Below are 19,489 nucleotides of genomic sequence, written 5' to 3' on the forward strand. Positions count from 1 at the left end.
TTTGGCCGATTCTTTGCCTGATTTTTTCTGATGCCTGGAGACCTTCATGGGTGCAACCTCGTTTTTCCACGGCGTGACCGTGTCGCTGGTCGACACCGGGCCGCGCACCATCGCCGTGCCGAGCTCGTCGATCGTCGGCATGGTCAACACCTACACGCCCGGAGCGGATCGGGCCGCGCCCAATGTGCCGGTGCAGTTGACGAGCTACCGCGAGGCCGTCGCCGCGTTCGGCGAAGGCAGTGCGATTGCGAAAGCGGCCCGCGCGATCTATGCGCAGAGTACGGCCGTGATTGTCGCCACGGGCGTGGCTGCTGGCGGCGAGCCTGCAGCGCTCACCTCGGCGATCATCGGCGGCGTCAGCGCCAGCGGTGCGCGCACCGGGCTGCAGTCGCTGCTCGACGCGAAATCGAAGTACAACGTGCAGCCGCGCCTGCTGCTGACGCCTGGCTTCTCGTCGACGCAGGCGGTCGCGACCGCAATCGATTCGCTTGCCGGCAAGCTGCGCGCGATCGGCATCATCGACGGCCCCAACACCGACGACGAGGCGGCGATCGCCTACGCGCAGAACTTCGGCAGCAAGCGGCTCTATATGGTCGATCCCGGTGCGACGATGTGGGACACGACCGCCAACGCCGACGTCGATGCGCCGGCTTCGTCGTATACAGCGGGTCTCTTCTGCCAGACCGACGCGAACATCGGTTTCTGGGCGTCGCCGTCGAACAAGGAAATCACCGACATCACGGGCACGAAGCGGCCGATCGAGTTTCTCGACGGCGACGAGACGTGCCGCGCGAACCTGCTCAATAACGCGAACATCGCGACGATCATCCGCGACGGCGGGTATCGCCTGTGGGGTAACCGCACGCTCTCGGCTGATGCCAAATGGAAGTTCGTCACGCGCGTACGCACGCTCGACATCGTGATGGACGCGGTGCTCGCCGGCCACAAATGGGCGGTCGACCGTGGCATCACGTCCACGTACGTGAAGGACGTCACCGAGGGGCTGCAGGCGTTCATGCGTGACCTGAAGAACAAAGGCGCATTGATCAATTTCGAGGTGTATGCGGACCCGGAGCTGAACACCGCGACGCAGCTCGAGGACGGCAAGGTGTACTGGAACATCCGCTTCACCGACGTGCCGCCGGCAGAGAACCCCAACTTCCGCTTCGAGGTCACCAACCAGTGGCTGACCGAAGTGCTCGATACCAATCCATGAGAGGTGATACGTGACTCCGGAAACACTTTATAACTTCAACGTGTATAGCGATGGCAAGGGTTTCGCGGGTCGCGCCACGCAGTGCACGCTGCCGAAACTGAAGATCAAGACCGACGACCATCGCGCCGGCGGCATGGATGCGCCGGTCAAGGTCGATCTCGGCATGGAGGCGCTCGAGGCCGCGTTCCAGATGTCGACGATGGAGCGCGACGTGCTGAAGTTCTTCGGTCTTGCCGATGCGACCGCATTTAACGGCGTGTTTCGCGGTGCGTTCCGCGACATCAAGGGCGCGACGAAGGCGGTCGCCGCGACGTTTCGCGGGATGCTCTCCGAGGTCGATGGCGGCGACTGGAAACCGGGCGAGAAGGTCGACGCCAAGTTCACCGTATCGCTGACCTACTACAAGCTGGAGATCGACGGCGCGATCGTGCACGAGATCGATGTGCTCGGCATGGTGCGGATCATCAATGGCGTCGACCAGCTTGCCGAGATCCGCAAGGCGATCGGCATGTAACGGCATGCAGCCTTCGCGGCAAAGTGACTTTTTAACCTGAACGGCGGGCCGCACGGCTCGTCGTTTCTATTTGAGGCGGGACAGATGGACAGCAATGTGAATGGCAATGTGGCGGGCAACGTGGTCAGTAGCGTGGTCAGTAACGCGACCGACCGCGTCGACAGCGTCACCGTGAAACTGGACTATCCGGTGGCATTCGACGGTGTCGTGCGTGACACCCTGACGTTGCGGCGTCCGAAGGTGCGCGACATGCGCGCGGCGCAGAAGATCGCGCCGGGTGACGAGGAAGGGCAGGAACTGGCGATCTTTGCGGCGCTCGCGGGCGTGTCGCCCAACGACCTGGAGGGCATGGATCTCGGTGACTATCACCGCGTCCAGGATGCCTACTTTCGCCTCACATCCGCTGGCAAGAATCAGCCAGAAAACGCTCAAGGCGCTGGCAAAACGGCTGCTTAAGGAGCACGGCGTGCAACCCGCCTCGATCGATGCGATGACGCTCGACGAGGTGATCTGGTGGCTCACCGACTAGCAGACAAACGGGATGGGGGAATGTGATGGCTAACGACATTGCACTCGGGATCGTGATCGGCGGCGCCGTCTCGGCGACGTTCGGCCGCGCGATCACCGAGACCAGTTCGCGGATCGTGGGTCTGCGCAAGACCGCGAATGAAACACGGCTGTGGCAGCGCACGATCGGCGAGACGGTGAAACTGCAGGACGAATTCCGCCGGCTGCACGCGGCGGGCGACCGTGCAGCGGACGGCATCCGCCGCAGGATTGAATCGAACCTGCGCACGCTGCGTGAGAACGGCATCGAGGTCGACCGGCTCGACCGGGCGTATACGCGCCTCGGCCGCACGGTGCGCGGTCTGGAGCTGAAGGCATCGGGGCAGGAGCGGATCGCCGCCGGCCGCGAGGGCGCGCGGGGTGCGATTGGTGATGCCGTGAAATTCTCGGCCGCCGTCGCGGTGCCGGCGACGATCTCGGCGGACTATCAGGCGATCATCCGCGACATCGCGATCAAGGCCGGCATCGCCCGCACCGCGCAGGAAGCGTCGATGGGCGAGCGCATCCGCCGCGACGCGCGCGACAACGGCATCGGCCGCAACGAGCTCGCCGACGCGGTCAACCAGATGGTGGCGGGCGGCATGGACGTGAGCCGCGCGCTCGACTTCGCACCGCTTGCCGCGAAGTTCGCGATCGGTCAGGGGGCGACCACGGTCGAGACCGCGAGGATGATCCAGGCGCTGCAGCAGAACGCGAAGATCACCGATCCGAAGCAGATGGCAAAGGCGTTCGAGGCGATCGCGTTTCTCGGCAAGGAAGGCTCGTTCGAGTCGGCGGACATGGCCCGCTGGTTCCCGGTGCTGCTCGCCGAAATGCAGAAGCTCGGCATCACCGGGCAGGACTCGGTCACGCAGCTGGGCGCGATGCTGCAGGTGCAGATGAAGACAGCCGGCACCGCAGACGAAGCGGCCAACAACCTCAAAAACTGGTTTTCGAAGATCGGATCCAATGAAACCGCGAGTAATTACAAAAAAGCCGGCGTCGACTATGAAGCCAAAATGCGCGAGGCGATCGGCAAGGGCTGGTCGACGCTCGAGGCTTCCTTCGTTCTGGCGCGCGCGTATATCGAGCGTACCGACCCGGCCAGGGCGAAGCAGCTGGCCGACGCCGCAACGCGCATAAACGGCGAATCCGATCCGGAGAAGCGCCGCGCGCAGATCGCTGCGTTCGAAGACACGATGAAGACGGGCGACCTCTTCAACGACATGCAGGTGAAGGCGGCGCTCACCGCGTACCTGCAGAACGCCGACCTGTACCAGAAGCTCAAGCGCGAGTCGGCGCGGGCAAGCGGCGGGATCGCAAAAGATCTCGCCGACCGGCGCGATGCGTCGAAGCAGATCTGGAGCGAGGTCGGGCGGCAGTGGAACGATGCGATGCGCAGCATCGGCGACGCGTTGCGGCCCGTGACTGACGCGGTTGGTCACGCGGCGAAGACAGCGGGCGAGGGGCTGACGAGGATCACCGATGCGGCGCCCAAAACGACGATGGCGGTTGCGGGCGTGGCAGCGAGCCTCATCGCCTATCGCGGCGCAAAGTCACTTTTCCAGATCGGTCGCGGTGCGCTCGACCTTGCGCGCGGGTCGATTCTCGTTGCGCGCGGTGGAGGGAACGGGAAGGGCGGAGGCAGATCAGGTCCCGTTGGCCATGCGATCGAGGCGCTCGGTGGTGCTGCGGCGTCGGCCGGCGTACAGCGCGTCTTTGTCGTCAACATGCCAGGCGGTGCCGGTGGGTTCGGAGGCGCGGCGGGTGTGGTCGCCGACGAACTGGCATCGGCGGGTAAGGGTGGATCGGCCGGCAGTGCTGCGTCCAAAGGTGGACGCTTTGCCCGTGTGTTTGGCGCGGCTCGCGGTGTACTCGGCCGCGTGATGCCCCGCGTTTTGCCCTATGCCGGCAAGCTGGCCATGGCGGGCACCGTGCTGAAGCTGGGGCTGGCTGCAAACAACGCATATGCGGTCGCGACCGGCGACGACACGCGGGCGGCGAAGGCGCAGGGCTTCGCGGGCATCGCCGGCAGTCTCGCCGGGGGCGTGCTGGGTGCGAAGGTCGGCGCGATGATCGGCGCGTTCGGCGGGCCGGTCGGTGCGGCGGTCGGCGGTCTCGCTGGCGGAGCGCTGGGGACGTTCGCTGGTGAGAAGGCGCTCGGCGCGGTCGCGAAACTGGCGTTCTCGCGCAACGATGCGCAGCAGCCGCCGGTGGCTGAGGCGCTCGCGAAAGCGAAAGCGCTTGAGAGAGCGCCGGGTTCCGACAAACCTGTGGCGAAGATCGACCAGCAGAACACCTTCGCACCGGTCTTTCACGTCACGTTCCAGGGCGAGCCGGGCAGCGACGCCGCGGACCGTTTCCTCGCGAAGGTGTCGCCGCAACTGCAGCGCCTGATGAAAGACGAACTGGCGAAGAACAACCGCTCGGCGATGTTCGACAGCCCGCATCTGTAGGAGGCAGGATGGATTTCACAGGACAGATCACGCAGGCCGCAACCCAGGCGAGCATCGCGACCGAACGCGTGCGCAGCATGAGCCGCGTGTATGAACGCAACCGCGCGGCGAGCGCGAACACGGTGGCGGTGCTGCAGAAGCTCGCCACCGGCAACCTCACGAGCGCCGCCGAACTGTTATCGGGCGCGGGCAGTGCGCTGTCGGTGGCGGGCGATCTGGATCCGAAGGTCGGCACGGTGGTGCGCAGCTTCAACGCCGTGCAGTCGTCGGTCAATAGCGTGCTCAGGATCGCCACCGCATCGAATCATCCGCTGGTGAAGTCGGCGGCTGACTCGGTGAACACGGCGCTCGGTGACGTGCGCACGAAGTTCAATGCGTGGGCGGGCATCAGGGACACGCCGTCGGTCGCATCGCTCGCGACATCGACGGGCGCCGGGGCGCTGCTGTCGGGTCTGCTCGGCGGCGCATCGGGCGCCACGCCGCACCTGATGACGCTCACGTCCGATGCTGGCGATACGTTCCACTTCAACCTGTCGACCGCCGCCTTCGACAAACTTCGACGCACCACCAAATACAAGGTGGCGTCGCAGGAGCGTCTGAACCGGCAGGAGGCGCTGCAGGCGGTCAGCCAGGGCGGCGAGACGATCACGCTCTCGGGCGTGGTGTTCGCCGCCTCTGGGCCGGGAGCCAGGCAGATCGATGCCCTGCGCGCGATCGGCGACCGGATGGTGCCCGTGCAGCTCACGACCGGCTATGGCGAGGTGCTCGGCCGCTGGTATCTGCAGGGTGTCGACGAGGAGCAGGAGGCGCTGATGTCGGACGGCGCTCCGCGCAAACAGACCTTCAGCCTGGAGTTCGGCCGCTATGGCGAAGACTATAAGAACCTCTGACGGCGACGTGCTCGACGAGCTCTGCTACGCGTTCTATGGAGCGCTCGCGGGTGTGGTCGAGGCGGTCTATGAAGCGAATCCGGGGCTCGCGGCACGCACGCAGCCGTTTGCCGCGGGAATCCTCATCACGCTGCCCGATCTCGACGTGCAGCGCGATGAACCGGTCCAGCTCTGGACCTAGGAGAGTTGATGCAGGCCATTTTCCAGATCGTCGCGAACGGCGACGACATCACGCGCGTGATCCAGGATCGCGTGCTGCGCATCCGGACGGTGGACAGGCCGGGGCTTGAGTCGGACGAGTGCGAGATCGAGCTCGACGATCGCGACGGCAGGATCCAGTTTCCACCCAAGGGCGCCACACTCAGGATTTCGCTCGGCTGGAGCGGCAAAGGCCTGTCGTTCCTGGGCGAGTACGCGGTTGACGAGGTTGCGCTCAAGGGTCCGCCCGCGTCCGTGGTGATCCGGGGCAAGCCCGCGAACATGCGCGCCACCGCGAAGACGCACCGGTACGGCAGCTGGGAGAACGTGAAGCTCGCGGACATCGTCGGTGACATCGCCCGCCGCAACCGATGGACGGCTGCGTGCAGTGTCGACGCACCGGTGCCGCGTGCCGACCAGTTCGGCGAGAGCGACCTGCACTTCATCACGCGGCTCGCGCGGCAGCATGGTGCAACGGCGACGGTGAAGGCGGGCAAGCTGATTGTGGCGGGGCGTGGTGCGGGCCGGAGCGCGAGCGGCAAACCACTGCCGACCATCACGCTCACACCCGACATGCTGCTCGACTACGAGATCACGTTTCCCGACCGCGCGAGCTTCGTCGCCGTGCGCACGAAGGTGCACGACGCGAAGACCGGCAGGAAGATCGATCTGACGATCCCGAACCCCGATGCGCCGCCCGGCGCATCCGCGGTGCACACCGAGCGGCATGCGTTCGCAAGCCCCGAAGCCGCGAAAGCCGCGGCGAACGCCCGCCTGCAGAAGCTGAATCACCACACCGCGAAAAGCACGATGACGATGACCGGCCGGGCGGACTTCGCGGCCGAGAAGACGGTGACGCTCAAGGGCTTCAAGAAGGAGGCGGATGGCGACTTCCTCGTCGAGTCGGTGACGAACACCTACGCGGGGCGCAGCTGGGAAACGCAGGTCGAGCTGAATGCCGGGAACAGCGGGAAGGCGAAGGTCGGCCACGGGAAAAAGAAGGGCAGGAAGATCAGTCTCGTGGTGCCGGCGCCGCCGCACTGACCGACAGAAGATCACCACCAGCATCACCACAAACCGCCCGCGCCCGCATAGGGGACGCGAGGCGGTTTTTTTATTGGACGGACGGCCCGATGGGTGAACAGCACAACAACGATCTGGCGGTGCAGATCGCACGTTTCGGCGAGCAGCTGCGCAGCGTCGCGGCAAGCCTCGAAGACATCAAGACATCGGTGCAGCCGGTCGCCGCGCTCGATCGTGCGCTCGCGCAGATGTCGATTCACAACCAGAACGCGCGCAAGGATATCGAGCTGCTGTGGGCGCGTGTCGACGAGGGAAAGAAGGAACGCGATGCGCTCGAGGCGCAGATCGGCGGCGTCGACGACCGGGTGGCGGCGATGAAGAACACGGCGAGGGGCGCGATGTGGGTACTCGGGATCGTGCTCGGCGTCGTCCAGACCTTCCTCGTCGGCTCGATCGTGTGGGTGTTCACCCACATCAACGAAGGCGACATCCTCAACCGGTTGCAGCAGCAGCGCCTCGAGGTGCTGGAACAGACCATGACGCGGGAAACCAGACAGGGAACGAAGCAATGACACTTGACGAAAAAATCGATGCGCTGATCGGCCGCGAGGGCGGCTACGCGAACAATGCGCTTGACGCCGGCGGCGAAACGATGTGGGGCGTCACCGCCGCGGTTGCCCGCGCGTTCGGCTATACCGGCCCGATGCGCGACATGCCGCGCGCGACCGCCGCGCAGATCTATCGCAGCCGCTACTGGCAGCAGCCGAAGTTCGATCTCGTCGACGCGATCTCGCCCGCGCTCGCGGAGAAGCTGTTCGACATCGGCGTGAACGCGGGGCCTGCGACCGGCGTGCGCTTCCTGCAGCGTGCGCTGAACGTGCTGAACCAGAACCAGCGTGCATTCGCCGATATCACCGTCGATGGCGGCATCGGCGCCATGTCGGTCGCGGCGCTGAAGGCGTTTCTCGCCGCGCGGGGTGCGGACGGCCATCGGGTGCTGCTGGGCATGGTGACCGCCCAGCAGTCTGTCTATTACATCGAGTGTGCCGAAAAGCGCGTGGAGAACGAGACGTTCGAATACGGCTGGCAGCTCAACCGTGCATTGGGGGTGAGCGCATGATGGATGTCCTGAAAACGGTCGCGCCGTGGCTCGTCACCGCATTGACGGGCGGGGTACCCGGTATCGCTGCGATGGCGGCCTCGGCGATCGCGGGGAAGCTCGGACTTGGCGACGGTTCGGTCGATGCAGTCACGTCCGCACTGACCGGCCAGCAGATGACGCCCGAGCAGTTACTGGCGCTGAAGCAGGCCGACGACGATTTCGCGCTGAAGATGCGGCAGGCGGGGTTCACGCATGCGGAGAACATGGCCGGCGTCCAGGTGCAGGCCGACCGGGTGGCGGCCGACGATCGCGCGAGCGCACGCAATTTTGCGGCGGCGGAGCACGACCATACGGCGCGCAATCTCGCCTATATGTATACGGTCGCGCTCTTCGCGGTGATCGGGCTCGAGTTCCTGCTGGCGGCCAGACAGATCCGGCTCGACGACGGCGTGATGCGCGCGCTCGACACCCTGTTCGGGATTCTGATCGCGATGGTGCTCGGCTCGAAGGAGTATTTCTTCGGCTCGTCGTCACGCGCCGACAGGCAGGCCGCGGCGATTACGCAGTTTGCGGTGTCGCCGGATACGGTGGTCTCGCGGGCGCAACTGCCCGGCGAGGGCGAAGGGCGATAGGTCGCCTTCTCCACAGCACACCACTCATGTAGCCGTCCATCGCGGGCGGCCAAAGTCACTCAATCGTCATCGCCGCCGTGAAGTCCTCCTTTTGTCGGGATACCCGACTGAGTGGTCCAGCTTACGACGACCGGTGAATTGTGCAGTTGGAGCCACCAGAACGCCAGCACCGCCGAGATCAGCGCTACGGCGACGGTCCGCCATGCGCGATGAATACCGTCCTCGATCCTGCCCGGCTTTCGTCCACTGATCATAGCCCATACGAGGTTCTTCCGATGGAGCAAGCTTCCGACAACAACGCCGAGGACGTGCAGCGCCACCAGCGCCAGCATCGCGTTGACGGTGCCTTCATGCCAGGGGCAGCGCACACGCGCGGCCCGTGACCAGACATCTGGAGCCGATGCTCGTCGGCGATACCGTCACCTACGGAAGCTACTTCGACATGCGCTGGCGCGGGGTGTATCACGTCAACCTCGTTGTCACGCGGAAAAGCGAACCGAAACCTGTGAAAGTCAACTTCGACGTGGATCAGCAGTTTTGATTCCGGCGCTCTCGGCGCAGCAGGCCCCCGAACTCCGCCGCTTATCTGGCAGGCATTCTGGGACCCACTGGAAGCCGGATGACAAAGAGGTGGCCCGGCAGATTCCCTGCCGCCTCATCCTCGGTGTAGGTGAAGTAGACCAGTGAGTGCCGTTCGGTGTCCAGTACGCGGATGATGTGGAGCGAGTCAAACGTCGGGTCCACGTCGGCCGTGAATACCTGCGCCTGCCGCGGAACAGTCTCGGCAACGCTGACGGCGCCTGTCTGCTGGCACGATGCGGAGGCATCAGCCGCAGTGGTGATGCGCCCGCCTCCGAGCGCGCCATTGGAATGCGATTGCGAGACATAGCAGGTCACGCCACGCACGAGTGGATCGTTGTAGGCAGAGATGGCGATGTGCGAACCGTATCGCTGGGTATGCGTTTCAATCGTCGCTAGCTCGTTCGCGACAGCCGCACAAGACCAGACGATGAAGAGCGCGGCCAGGATGCCCGCACGTCCGGGGAACCGTTTGATCATCATTCACCTCCGGCATTCGATAGACAGGTCTTCGATCGCGCAACGTCGACGCAATGGCTGGTTTCAGCCTATTTCACCCGGCAATCGGCTGGTTGACGCAGGTCAACGCCTGCGTGGTCGCGTAGGGTCATTCTCGAAACGAATACGTGGCCCATGCAAGGCGTTTGCCGGCAGACCACGGTTTTGGTCACCTGTGAATTTGAATATCGAGGATTACCATGTTCAGAATCGCCCGCCTTTCATTGCTTTTGTCTTTCCTCGTCGGCTTGTGTGCAAGTGGCCCCGCGCTTGCACAGTCGCTGCCGCCACCGCAACCGGCGACTCAAAACGGCGTCTCCTACATAACCGGCGGAGTGGGGGAAGATGAGGTTCAGGCGTTTCGGGCCGTCGCGCCGAAATACAACCTTCGTATGACATTCGCGTCGAAGACGGGGAGCTATCTGTCCGACGTCGATGTCACGATTACATCGGGCGCCGGACGGTCGGTCCTGAAGGTTCGAACAGAGGGGCCTTTCCTTTTTGTTCAACTGCCCGCCGGGCGCTATCAGATTGATGCGCGGATGCTTCATGTCACGGAAGCCAGAAAGATCCAGATCCCCGCACGCGGCGGCACCGATCTGCGTTTCTACTGGGACGATCCGGATCGTCGCGGCGTCATGCACATCTGCAAAAACTGCCCCGCGACGGGCGGTCCCGCTATGGGCCGTCCCTGATCGGTTTGTCCCGTTTCGCATCGCGCGTGGTGATCGACACCAGAATGCAGACAAATCCCGTTGATCCTGCGCCGGGCGCGGTCTCCGGTTACGCCGAACCGGCGTGGCCGGGAAAGCATGCCGATATGAAGCGGGGGCTGTCGTCCGCGCAGGTAGAGGCGCAGCGTGCCCAATTCGGCCGCAACGTCGTGGACTCGACGGCGCGGCGCACCTGGTGGCGGACCCTGTGGGAGGTGCTCCGTGAGCCCATGTTTCTCCTGTTGCTCGCCGCGAGTGGTATTTATCTCGTGCTCGGGGACGTCTCGGAAGCGCTGACGCTCCTCGCGTTCGTGGCGGGGATCGTCTTTCTCACGGTTTTTCAAAGTCACCGCACCGCACAGGTTCTCGACTCTCTGCGCGAGTTGTCCGCGCCGCGCGCGCAGGTCCTTCGGGACGGGCAACGGCAACTCGTTTGCGCAGCCGAACTGGTGCCCGGCGACGTGGTTTTCGTCGACGAAGGCGCACGCGTGCCCGCTGACGGCGCGGTGACGGAGGCTCATGAACTGGGCGTGGACGAATCGCTACTGACGGGCGAGTCCGTTTCGGTGAACAAGTCCGTGGCGCGAGCCGATGCGCATCCGGAGGAAGATCCGGGCGGGCAGTTGTTTTTCGGCTCGATGGTGGTGCAAGGCCAGGGGCAAATGATTGTCACCGCGACGGGGCCGAATACGGCGCTCGGCCGTATCGGCAAGTCGTTGACCGGCATCACGGAGGCACGCTCGCCGTTGCAACTGGAGACGAGAACATTCGTCAATCGCTTTGCGTCGGTTGCGATCGGCCTGTGCCTGCTGCTCGTGGTGGCTTATCGTTTGCGATCGGGGGAGTGGCTTCCGGGCGTGCTCGCCGGCATCACGCTGGCCATGGGGATTCTGCCCGAAGAAATACCGGTGATATTGACCGTGTTCATGGCGTTGGGGGCTCGTCGCATCGCGAACGAAGGTGTGCTGACGCGCCGCATGAGTGCGATCGAAACCCTTGGCCAGACTTCCGTACTGTGCGTCGACAAGACGGGCACGCTGACGCAGAACCGCATGTCGGTGCGCGTGCTCTTCGCGCAAGGAAAGCGGCAAGTCATCGATCAGGCCACTCAGCGCATTGACGGCGCGTATCACGAACTCATCGAATACCTGGTGCTCGCCAGCGAAATCGAGCCGGTCGATCCGATGGAATGCGCATTTCACGAAACAGGGCGCGCGGAACTCGCCGGCACCGGACGTCTCCACGAGGACTGGTCGCTGGTTCACGAGTACGCGTTGACACCGGAATTGCCCGCCATGTCCCACGCGTGGCACACGCCGGAACTCGACCATCACGCAGTGGCCTGCAAAGGCGCGCCGGAGGCGGTCTGCGCCTTGTGTCACCTGGATGAGCGGGAAACGCGGAGTGTGCTTGAGCAGGTCGCGCAGATGGCCTCGGGCGGGCTGCGGGTGCTCGGGGTGGCCAAGGCGCGGCACTCACATCCCGACTGGCCGGAAAAGCAGCATGATTTCGATTTCTCGTTCGTCGGGCTGGTCGGCCTCTTGGATCCGGTCCGGCCGGAGGTCGCGGGCGCTATCGCGCAATGCCAGGCAGCCGGCATCCGCGTGGTGATGATCACCGGCGACTATCCGTCGACGGCCCGGGCTATTGCGGCCGAAGTCGGCATCGACGGCACGCGGATCATGAGCGGCCAGGAGGTGGCGGCGATGAACGACGCACGACTTCGCGAGGCCATCAAGAACATCGACGTGTTTGCCCGTGTCAAGCCGGAGCAAAAATTGCGGCTCGTCAACGCATTCAGGGAAAGCGGCCAGGTGGTCGCGATGACCGGTGACGGCGTGAACGATGCCCCCGCGCTCAAGGCTGCGCATATCGGCATCGCGATGGGCTTGCGCGGCGCCGAAGTGGCGCGCGAGGTGGCCTCGCTGGTCCTGCTGCGTGACGACTTCGCGCCGATCGTCTCGGCGATCCGCCTAGGAAGGCGCATCTACGCCAATCTGGTGCAAGCGATCAGCTATACGGTTGCCGTTCACATTCCGATGATCGCCGCCACCATGATTCCGGTTTTGGTCGGCTGGCCGCCGATGCTGGCGCCGGTTCATATCGTTTTTCTGCAACTGGTTATCGATCCGGTCTGCTCGGTCGTATTCGAGAACGAGCCCGAACGCGAGAACCTGATGCGTCTGCCACCGCGCCGTGCCGGCGCGCGGCTGCTATCGAATCGCGCAATAGTTCAAGGCGCGGCGGCGGGCGCCGTGGTCGCCATGCTGGTGCTGGGTCTGTACGCCGGCCTGCTGGCTCACGATTACCCAATGCCTTTCGCTCGCACGCTCGCCTTCGTATCACTCGTCGTGGGCAATGTCGCGTTGATCTTTGTGATCCGCTTGTTGCCGCGCTTCTTGCCACGCTTGTTGCCGCAGTCGGAAAGGCGTGCCCATGCGCCTCGGCAAAATCGCTATCTTTGGATGGTTCTGGGTGTAACCGGGGTCGCGCTTCTGCTTTTGATGACCGTTCCCGCCCTGGCGCGGCTCTTTGGGCTGGTTCCGTTGCTTGATCTTGATGCAGCCGTATAGCACGCACAAAGCCAACTTGCGGAGAGTGTTCCTGTGATGACGATGGCAGTACTCTTTATGGTGATTTTTCTGCTCAATCTTGTTCCCGCCTTCGCGCCCCCGACATGGATGGCGATGTCGTGGATAGGATTCAACCAACCCGAACAGAACCCCGTTCTACTTGCCGTAATTGCCGCAAGTGCCGCCACGATGGGGCGCCTGATTCTCGCGCAATGCTCTGGATGGCTCGTGCGCGGACATCTGATGCGCGAGGCGGACCGGCAAAACATCGACGTGGTAAAGATCTGGCTTGAAAAAAGGAAGGCCGTTACCGCATGCGTACTGCTGCTGTATGCATTCAGTCCGTTTCCATCGAACTATCTGTTCATCGCCTACGGGCTGACCAGGTTGCGACTATGGCTCATCGCGGCACCTTTCTTTCTTGGGCGTCTCGCGAGCTATGCGGTATGGACACGTTTCGCGCAGATCGCGCACACGTACCTCGATCCCGAAATGGAACTCGAAGGCGGATACTTGGGTGTCTACTTCATCGTTAGTCAACTGGCGTTGCTGGGTCTCGTGTTTGTTCTGACTCGGATCGACTGGAACCTTGCCCTAAACGAGCACCGGCTGCGGTTCAGGCGTTCGATTCGAGGAGGTGATGCACGGACCTGATTCGACTTGAACCGGCATGCGCCAGGTCGGTACATCGCAAGTATCGGACCGGAGAATCAGATCCTGCTCATTTCACGCCGAAGAGTCCGGCCTCGGGCGAGCCAGCAGTAACGGGGTTTGAGCGATGCGCGCGGTTCGAGCTGCGACGCTTCCGAGAAACCAGCGGGCGAGACCGCGTCGACCGTGTGTGCCGACGACCACAAGGTCGGCGTGCCACCGTTCGGCCTCGCGGACAATCGTATGGGGTACGTCGTCGCTCGTCGGTTTCGTACGAAGAAGTCCGGTTTCGACATGGTTGGAAAGATTGGCAAAAACTCCAGCTGCGTTGGCCAGTGCAGTCTTGCCTTCTTCGATGAACGCATCCTCAAGAACATGAATCGGCACGAAGTCGGTCAGCCGGACAGCTCGGTCGATGACGTAGACGGCGCGCAGGTGTGCCTCCGGTGTCGCCAGTTGCAGTCCGAATTGCATGGCGTCCAAGGATGCAGGACTTCCGTCAAGTGCGAAGAGGATGCGACGCGGGAACTCGGGTATCTCGGCGTCATAGCTTGCGGGAACAACTAGGATCGAGCAGGGAGTCTGCGTTGTCACGGACTCGGATACGGTTCCTTCGACCCACCGCAAAATGCCGCGATGTTGACGTGCGCCCACGACGAGCAGATCGGCTTTCCATTCGGTTGCGGCATCGATTAACGCGTTAGCGGTATAGCCGCCATGCCTTGAAAGCTCAATCACATCCGCCTCAACCGCACCATTGCCGTTGGCGAACGCTTCTTTCGCATGAGCCGCTGCTTCACTGGCATCGCGCAACAGCTCCGCCCGCGCGGTCTGGAGTGCGGCATCCGTCAGCGATCCGAGAGGCAAGAGGGTACGAGGGTTCTCGGCGACACTGACGACACGCACCTGCGCGCCAGGCGCCGCCAGGTAGCGAACGTACGCCGCTGCACGTGCGGACACGGATGACAAGTCAACCGCGATGAGTATCCGTTTAATTCTGGGACTCGGCGTACCACCAGCGCTCAATGTAGTCATGATCTGGTCTCCGGGTGACGCACGGTTTCGCTGGCGTCAATACGCAATTTTCGCCGCCTGCTTTCGTTGCCATTTGATATAGGTCAAGGTTTGGCGTGCAAGCGGGTGGTATCGGAAGTGGTCGCGCGACGTTGCTTCGGTTCCAGCAGCGAGAATTGCAAAGGCGGACGTTTGACAGGCATTGGGCCTGTCATTCCTGAACTAAGGGGCGCAAAAGTTCGGTGCTCGCAAAGTCGCTTTTGGCCGCCCGAACTTACCGGTTTGCAGCTTCTATGTTCGGTGCGATCTTCCGCTCCCGGGCCATGAACGAACGTCCGTTCGACGGCTTGAGAGCGGTCGCTGCCGTCTTCGGGTCCTGAACGACGGCAACGGGTCGATGCTGTTGAAAAGAGCGACATCGTCGATTGCCACTTTCGCTGCCTACATTGCGATGAAAAGTTTTGGCTGCACGCGGAAACCTATCACGGCAGTGGTGGTGCTTGGGAACCAACAGACGCCCAATCGATACGCGAAAACATCACGAACTAGCCGTGAGTGACCACGATGCGAACCGCATCGTTCGGTGAAAGTCAGCTTCTTACGGGGCTTCGTACGCGTCTCGCATAAATCCTGCCGTCGGCGAGCGTACGACGCCGACGCATCAGGCAGGGCGCGGCCATTTACTGCCGTTTGCCCGTTTCGTGGCTCGGCCGGTGAACGTCAGCTTCCGCGGAGCTACCTGACGGTCGCACCTTGACAAGGTAACCACATCATTGGCCGAAGGTAATGTAGTGGGTCCCGAGCAAGCCGACGCTGTTGACAAGGTCGGGCTTGCAACTCGATACCCGGGCATTTTGGTAAGACCCGTGGCGCATTGCGACCGACCTGGTGACGTAGACTACGAGGCACGGACTCAACCGGCGCGACACCGAACACGGATGACCTTTTTGAGCAACCTTGACGACCACGCCCGCGCTGAACTGCTCTGCTACCTGGTGGTGGGGCAGCTGGTCGCGCGAGCGCGCACAAGCGGTTGGATGCGAACCGTTCATGTTGAGGAGTTGCTGAGCATCTGGCTAAACGGCAACGGAGCCCGAGCCGACTGGACGGACTGCGTTCACCTCGGCGCCCTATCGGAAAAGGTAGCACTGGGTTTTGCCGGGTTCCCCATGTTTGCAGATTCGTATTTTCTCGCGCAACTGTTCACCGATGGCTGGCGGTTGGACTACCGGTCACCAGTTGTCTGCAAGATCTATGCAGCCTGCGAAGACGAGTTGCAGCCGAGCTAGGCCTATTTAATCGCAGCCGCGCGGCCTCACAATCCCCACAAAGCGACCGGATGGACGCCATTCGAGGTTCAGGGGGAGATTCTGTGCTGACTCTCGGGATTTCAAAGAACCAAAGCGACGTTCGAGGCGGCATAGCAGTTGCTGAAAAAAGGGAGCCTCGCTGGGCTCTCGCTATGTCTATCATCCTGATTGTTGACGATGACCCCGATTCGTTGTGGCTTCTTCAGGTTGCCTTGGAGGGACGAGGCCATCACGTTGTGCTCGCGGGCGATGGGCAATCGGCGCTGGAGATGGCAGGTCATTGCCTTCCTGATGTAATTGTCACCGACTGGAACATGCCGCGCATGGACGGGGACGTCTTATGTGAGCGGCTGAAGTGTTATCCGGCACTGGCCCTGATTCCGATCGTCATGACGTCGGCACGGTCGCCGCCGTTAGATAGAACTGGACTATGGAATTTTTTTCTCCGCAAGCCCGTAGATATCGAAACGCTCGCTGCGACCGTCGATTCTCTCGTGACAAAGCGCCTGGGAAATAACTCGATTCGGTCGCATTGCGGGGCCGCGCCGCTATGCAGGTGGCCTGCGGAAGCTCTCAAGTACTGGGCCTAGCACCGCCGCGCTTGAGGCCGCGCGAACCGACTATTTCCAGCGATTTCTGGCGTCACTCGAACGTGGCTACACCTTGGGACCGGTCATTCACCACGCTTGGCCCGAAGGGCCGAGAACAGCGCACACTCGAACTGGCTTTACTCTCATTGCGCCCACGACTCCGTATTCCGGGACTGTGTACCACCACCTACGGCGTCGACCAGGTAATCAACGAAGGAAGCGATCCGCGAAGACAGGGCCGTATTGCGGTAATAGACAGCATGGATCGTTTGGCGAACATCACTCGTCTGCCGAGTGAGAATCTGGACGAGCCGTCCGGACTCACGGTCCCGTGCGGTCATGAAGTCCGACAGACAGACTATGCCAACGCCCTGAAGCGCCAGTTGCCGAAGCGTCTCGCCGCTCGAGGAATAAGCGGCCGGTTCGATACGATAAGGCTCACCATCAGCGCCAAACAGTGGCCAGACATTAAGCGACTCGGGCTGATTGAAGCCCAGAAGTACATGCTTGCCAAGCTCTTCTGCGTTGCGCGGCTGACCATGCTTTTCGAGGTAGCGGTGACTCGCGAGAATGCGCATCCGGCTAGTTCCTACGAGCCTGCTGTGCAGGGTCGAATCCTTGAGTCGAGCGATTCTGATCGCTACATCGGTACGACTTTCGAGCAGATCAACGATGCGGTCGTTGGTGTTGAGCTCCAGGGTGACATGCGGATAGCGCTCCCGGTAGCCCTGCACAAGTGGCACGATCACATGCAGCATGAACGGTGCCGCGGCATCGATCCGCAGCCGCCCCGAAGGCATTTCGCGCTGCGCGACCATCAGTTCCTCTGCGTTTTCGACGGAGTCGATGATCGCTCGTGCATGCTGAAGAAATACCCGTCCCTCCTCGGTCAACTCGAGTTTGCGCGTGTTTCGGCGCAACAATGTCGTTTTCAACTTTTCCTCAAGGCGCCCCAGCAATCGACTTACGGCCGACACCGTCAGGTTTAGATGGTGCGCGGCCCTTGTCATCGAACCCGTATCTACGACGGCTGAAAAGGCTTGAAGCTCGTCCAAGGTGACTTTCATTGTTGAATTATTTTCAAAATACTTTCGTTGATGGACCAGTTTTTCGAAAAAGGTAAAGCAGGCACACTCGGCACAACATTGTAAGTGCACTTGATCGGGCGATCTTCGCGAGGAGAGCGGCCAACGACGGGCAGGACGCGATATTCGGTCCCGGCCGCACAGTGACGGTTGGGCAGGTGCGACATGCGCCAACTACCTGTTCTTGCCTACCTCAAGCGCGATTGTGATTGGCAGACTCCGTTTCACTTCGACCCACGCGAGCATTCACATGGCAGCCTTCGATCGCGCTTTAAACCTCGCCATCAGCGTGACGGAACTGGGTCGGTTTCAGGTCGACCTCGGAACGCGGGAACTGCGCCGGGACGGCGTCGCGATACCCGTTGGGTCCCGGGCTTTCGATATACTGGCCGTGCTTGTTTCGGCTGGCGGCCGTCTTGTCACCAAAGACGAGCTATTGAGCGTGGTGTGGCCGCAAACGATCGTCGAAGAAAACAACATCCATGTCCAGTTGTCGGCCTTGCGCAAGATTCTCGGTCCCGACCGGAATCTTGTCCTCACAGTGCCAGGGCGCGGGTATCAGCTTTGCATGCGAAAACCGGACGAGGCCCCCACTGCCTGGCTGGGCGGGTCGATGCGAGACGCACACCGGCTGCCACCGCCGTTGAACATCGCGTTGGTCGGGCGGGAGAGGGCCGTTCAGCGGATCCTCTTGATGCTCGAAAGTTCGCGCCTGGTAACGCTCGTGGGCACCGGGGGGATCGGCAAGACGCGGCTCTCGCTCGAGGTCGCTCGTCGAACTGAACAAGATTCGGCCGAACCCGCGTACTTCGTCGACCTATCGGGCCTGACGACGCGGGACGGAATGCTCGAAGCCATTATGAAAGGCTGCGGTCGGCCGACTGGAGGCGCTGGAGTCCCTGAGGAAGGCGTCGCGCGCGCGCTTTCGAATCTGCGCGGGTTGCTACTTATCGATAATGCTGAACATCTGATCGCGCACGTGGCGGAGATAGTCGATGCCTTGCTCGCTGCAAATAACCACGTGCGCGTCGTCGTGACCAGCAGAGAACGGTTGCGCATATCTCCCGAGCATACATTCAAAGTCGATCCGCTCGAAACGCCACCGGCGAGTGCCGCGCAAGTCGATATCCTTGCGCATTCCGCAGTCAGGCTGTTCCTGCAGCGTGCAAACGCCATGCAGGTGACCGTGGATGCCGACGGCCGGCAGCTTCAGCTTGTCGGCGAGATTTGCCGACGGCTGGATGGCATACCGCTCGCGATTGAACTGGCGGTTGTCCGCGTCGCTGACCTCGGTCTCGACGGCGTGCGGCGTTGCCTGGATGACCGCATGGCGTTTCTCACCGGCGGATATCGTACCGCACGGCCGCGCCACCAGAGCCTGCGTGCGACCTTTGACTGGAGCCATGCGTTGCTCGGTCAAAGCGATCGGACTCTCTTCAGGCGCATTGCGGTATTCGATGGTCTCTTTACGCTAGACGCGCTCGGTGCCGTGGCATGTGACGCGACGCTTTCCCTTGGCAGTGCAATCGCGGGAATCGACGCGCTCGTCGCGAACTCTCTTCTGAATGTGCAAATGGAGGGCCCGCGCGTTCTGTACTGGCTGTACGAATCCACACGCGCGTACGCGCTGCAGAAGCTTTGCGACGAAGGCGAAGCGGAGACGATCAGCATGCGATATAAACGCAACGTTATTCACCTGCCACCGCGGGGTGGTGAAAACCAGCTTAGATCCGAATCTGACAACGTGCGTCGGCCGTCGCCAGTTGCGGTCCATGACGTCCGTCACGGTACGACGTGAACGCGCGAGCGACCGCAAGGCCAATGACTTGCCGGCTGTCACGACGCGTTGAATGACCGGTATACCTCAGAAACAGTCGTCACGCCAAAGCGAGTGCATAA

At 62.5% G+C, this 19,489-nt stretch carries 21 protein-coding genes; 17 read left to right on the forward strand and 4 right to left on the reverse strand.

Going from position 1 to position 19,489, the window contains the following annotated elements; genetic code table 11:
• Positions 1 to 46: 46 nt before the first annotated feature.
• The 10 genes from BUE39_RS16625 to BUE39_RS16670 all read left to right on the forward strand — a co-directional run bounded on the left by BUE39_RS16625 (position 47) and on the right by BUE39_RS16670 (position 8,577).
• Positions 47 to 1,216: a phage tail sheath subtilisin-like domain-containing protein gene (locus BUE39_RS16625; protein WP_073429787.1), complete on the forward strand. Its 1,170-nt coding sequence runs from the start codon at positions 47 to 49 to the stop codon at positions 1,214 to 1,216.
• A 10-nt stretch (positions 1,217 to 1,226) separates the two neighbouring features.
• Complete coding sequence (locus BUE39_RS16630; protein ID WP_073429788.1) at positions 1,227 to 1,730, forward strand: phage major tail tube protein; 504 nt, start codon at positions 1,227 to 1,229, stop codon at positions 1,728 to 1,730.
• A gap of 84 nt (positions 1,731 to 1,814) precedes the next feature.
• Entirely contained in the window at positions 1,815 to 2,186 is a 372-nt protein-coding gene (locus BUE39_RS16635; protein ID WP_084561423.1) for a phage tail assembly protein, read from the forward strand.
• A 98-nt stretch (positions 2,187 to 2,284) separates the two neighbouring features.
• Positions 2,285 to 4,732 (forward strand): phage tail tape measure protein, encoded by a 2,448-nt coding sequence (locus BUE39_RS16640; protein ID WP_073429789.1) that lies wholly within the window; start codon positions 2,285 to 2,287, stop codon positions 4,730 to 4,732.
• An 8-nt stretch (positions 4,733 to 4,740) separates the two neighbouring features.
• Positions 4,741 to 5,622, forward strand: a complete 882-nt coding sequence (locus BUE39_RS16645) for a phage tail protein (RefSeq protein WP_073429791.1) — start codon at positions 4,741 to 4,743, stop codon at positions 5,620 to 5,622.
• Complete coding sequence (locus BUE39_RS16650) at positions 5,597 to 5,803, forward strand: tail protein X (protein WP_073429911.1); 207 nt, start codon at positions 5,597 to 5,599, stop codon at positions 5,801 to 5,803. The genes BUE39_RS16645 and BUE39_RS16650 overlap by 26 nt, the downstream gene beginning before the upstream one ends.
• 8 nt (positions 5,804 to 5,811) lie before the next feature.
• Positions 5,812 to 6,864, forward strand: a complete 1,053-nt coding sequence (locus BUE39_RS16655) for a phage late control D family protein (protein ID WP_073429792.1) — start codon at positions 5,812 to 5,814, stop codon at positions 6,862 to 6,864.
• Between the two features lie 89 nt (positions 6,865 to 6,953).
• Positions 6,954 to 7,415, forward strand: a complete 462-nt coding sequence (locus tag BUE39_RS16660) for a hypothetical protein (protein WP_073429794.1) — start codon at positions 6,954 to 6,956, stop codon at positions 7,413 to 7,415.
• Positions 7,412 to 7,963, forward strand: coding sequence for a glycoside hydrolase family 108 protein (locus BUE39_RS16665; protein ID WP_073429795.1), 552 nt, complete (start codon positions 7,412 to 7,414; stop codon positions 7,961 to 7,963). The genes BUE39_RS16660 and BUE39_RS16665 overlap by 4 nt, the downstream gene beginning before the upstream one ends.
• Positions 7,960 to 8,577 carry a hypothetical protein gene (locus tag BUE39_RS16670; RefSeq protein ID WP_073429796.1) on the forward strand — a complete coding sequence of 206 codons (618 nt, stop codon included), beginning with the start codon at positions 7,960 to 7,962 and terminating at the stop codon, positions 8,575 to 8,577. The genes BUE39_RS16665 and BUE39_RS16670 overlap by 4 nt, the downstream gene beginning before the upstream one ends.
• A 59-nt stretch (positions 8,578 to 8,636) precedes the next feature.
• Here the strand turns inward: BUE39_RS16670 and BUE39_RS16675 are convergent, their stop codons facing one another.
• The gene (locus BUE39_RS16675) at positions 8,637 to 8,909 is read right to left on the reverse strand and encodes a hypothetical protein (protein ID WP_073429798.1); all 273 of its coding nucleotides are present in this window, start codon (positions 8,907 to 8,909) and stop codon (positions 8,637 to 8,639) included.
• Between the two features lie 47 nt (positions 8,910 to 8,956).
• On the opposite strand from BUE39_RS16675, the gene BUE39_RS34875 reads away from it, so the two are divergent.
• The gene (locus tag BUE39_RS34875; RefSeq protein WP_159442573.1) at positions 8,957 to 9,118 is read left to right on the forward strand and encodes a hypothetical protein; all 162 of its coding nucleotides are present in this window, start codon (positions 8,957 to 8,959) and stop codon (positions 9,116 to 9,118) included.
• A 41-nt stretch (positions 9,119 to 9,159) separates the two neighbouring features.
• Here the strand turns inward: BUE39_RS34875 and BUE39_RS16680 are convergent, their stop codons facing one another.
• Positions 9,160 to 9,636 carry a CreA family protein gene (locus BUE39_RS16680; protein ID WP_073429912.1) on the reverse strand — a complete coding sequence of 159 codons (477 nt, stop codon included), beginning with the start codon at positions 9,634 to 9,636 and terminating at the stop codon, positions 9,160 to 9,162.
• A gap of 218 nt (positions 9,637 to 9,854) precedes the next feature.
• Between BUE39_RS16680 and BUE39_RS16685 the strand changes: the two genes are divergently transcribed.
• Genes BUE39_RS16685 through BUE39_RS16695 form a run of 3 tightly spaced genes read left to right on the forward strand, consistent with a single transcriptional unit; the run spans position 9,855 to position 13,594 of the window.
• A complete protein-coding gene (locus BUE39_RS16685; protein ID WP_073429800.1) occupies positions 9,855 to 10,349 on the forward strand; it encodes a carboxypeptidase-like regulatory domain-containing protein in 495 nt (164 codons plus the stop codon).
• A 44-nt stretch (positions 10,350 to 10,393) separates the two neighbouring features.
• A complete protein-coding gene (locus BUE39_RS16690) occupies positions 10,394 to 12,940 on the forward strand; it encodes a cation-translocating P-type ATPase (protein ID WP_073429913.1) in 2,547 nt (848 codons plus the stop codon).
• Positions 12,941 to 12,973: 33 nt separating this feature from the next.
• Complete coding sequence (locus tag BUE39_RS16695) at positions 12,974 to 13,594, forward strand: hypothetical protein (protein WP_073429802.1); 621 nt, start codon at positions 12,974 to 12,976, stop codon at positions 13,592 to 13,594.
• Positions 13,595 to 13,666: 72 nt separating this feature from the next.
• Here BUE39_RS16695 and BUE39_RS16700 read toward each other — a convergent pair whose 3' ends face one another.
• Positions 13,667 to 14,626 carry a universal stress protein gene (locus BUE39_RS16700; RefSeq protein ID WP_073429809.1) on the reverse strand — a complete coding sequence of 320 codons (960 nt, stop codon included), beginning with the start codon at positions 14,624 to 14,626 and terminating at the stop codon, positions 13,667 to 13,669.
• Between the two features lie 926 nt (positions 14,627 to 15,552).
• Here BUE39_RS16700 and BUE39_RS16705 point away from each other — a divergent pair.
• Together BUE39_RS16705 and BUE39_RS16710 are read left to right on the forward strand one after the other, a co-directional pair.
• Positions 15,553 to 15,894: a hypothetical protein gene (locus tag BUE39_RS16705; RefSeq protein ID WP_143169510.1), complete on the forward strand. Its 342-nt coding sequence runs from the start codon at positions 15,553 to 15,555 to the stop codon at positions 15,892 to 15,894.
• A gap of 173 nt (positions 15,895 to 16,067) precedes the next feature.
• Complete coding sequence (locus BUE39_RS16710; protein ID WP_073429813.1) at positions 16,068 to 16,505, forward strand: response regulator; 438 nt, start codon at positions 16,068 to 16,070, stop codon at positions 16,503 to 16,505.
• 143 nt (positions 16,506 to 16,648) lie between these two features.
• Here BUE39_RS16710 and BUE39_RS16715 read toward each other — a convergent pair whose 3' ends face one another.
• Positions 16,649 to 17,572 carry a LysR family transcriptional regulator gene (locus BUE39_RS16715; RefSeq protein WP_073429815.1) on the reverse strand — a complete coding sequence of 308 codons (924 nt, stop codon included), beginning with the start codon at positions 17,570 to 17,572 and terminating at the stop codon, positions 16,649 to 16,651.
• Between the two features lie 268 nt (positions 17,573 to 17,840).
• Between BUE39_RS16715 and BUE39_RS16720 the strand changes: the two genes are divergently transcribed.
• Positions 17,841 to 19,388: an ATP-binding protein gene (locus BUE39_RS16720; RefSeq protein WP_073429817.1), complete on the forward strand. Its 1,548-nt coding sequence runs from the start codon at positions 17,841 to 17,843 to the stop codon at positions 19,386 to 19,388.
• Positions 19,389 to 19,489: the final 101 nt, after the last annotated feature.

This window comes from Paraburkholderia terricola, assembly GCF_900142195.1.
Classification (GTDB): domain Bacteria; phylum Pseudomonadota; class Gammaproteobacteria; order Burkholderiales; family Burkholderiaceae; genus Paraburkholderia; species Paraburkholderia terricola.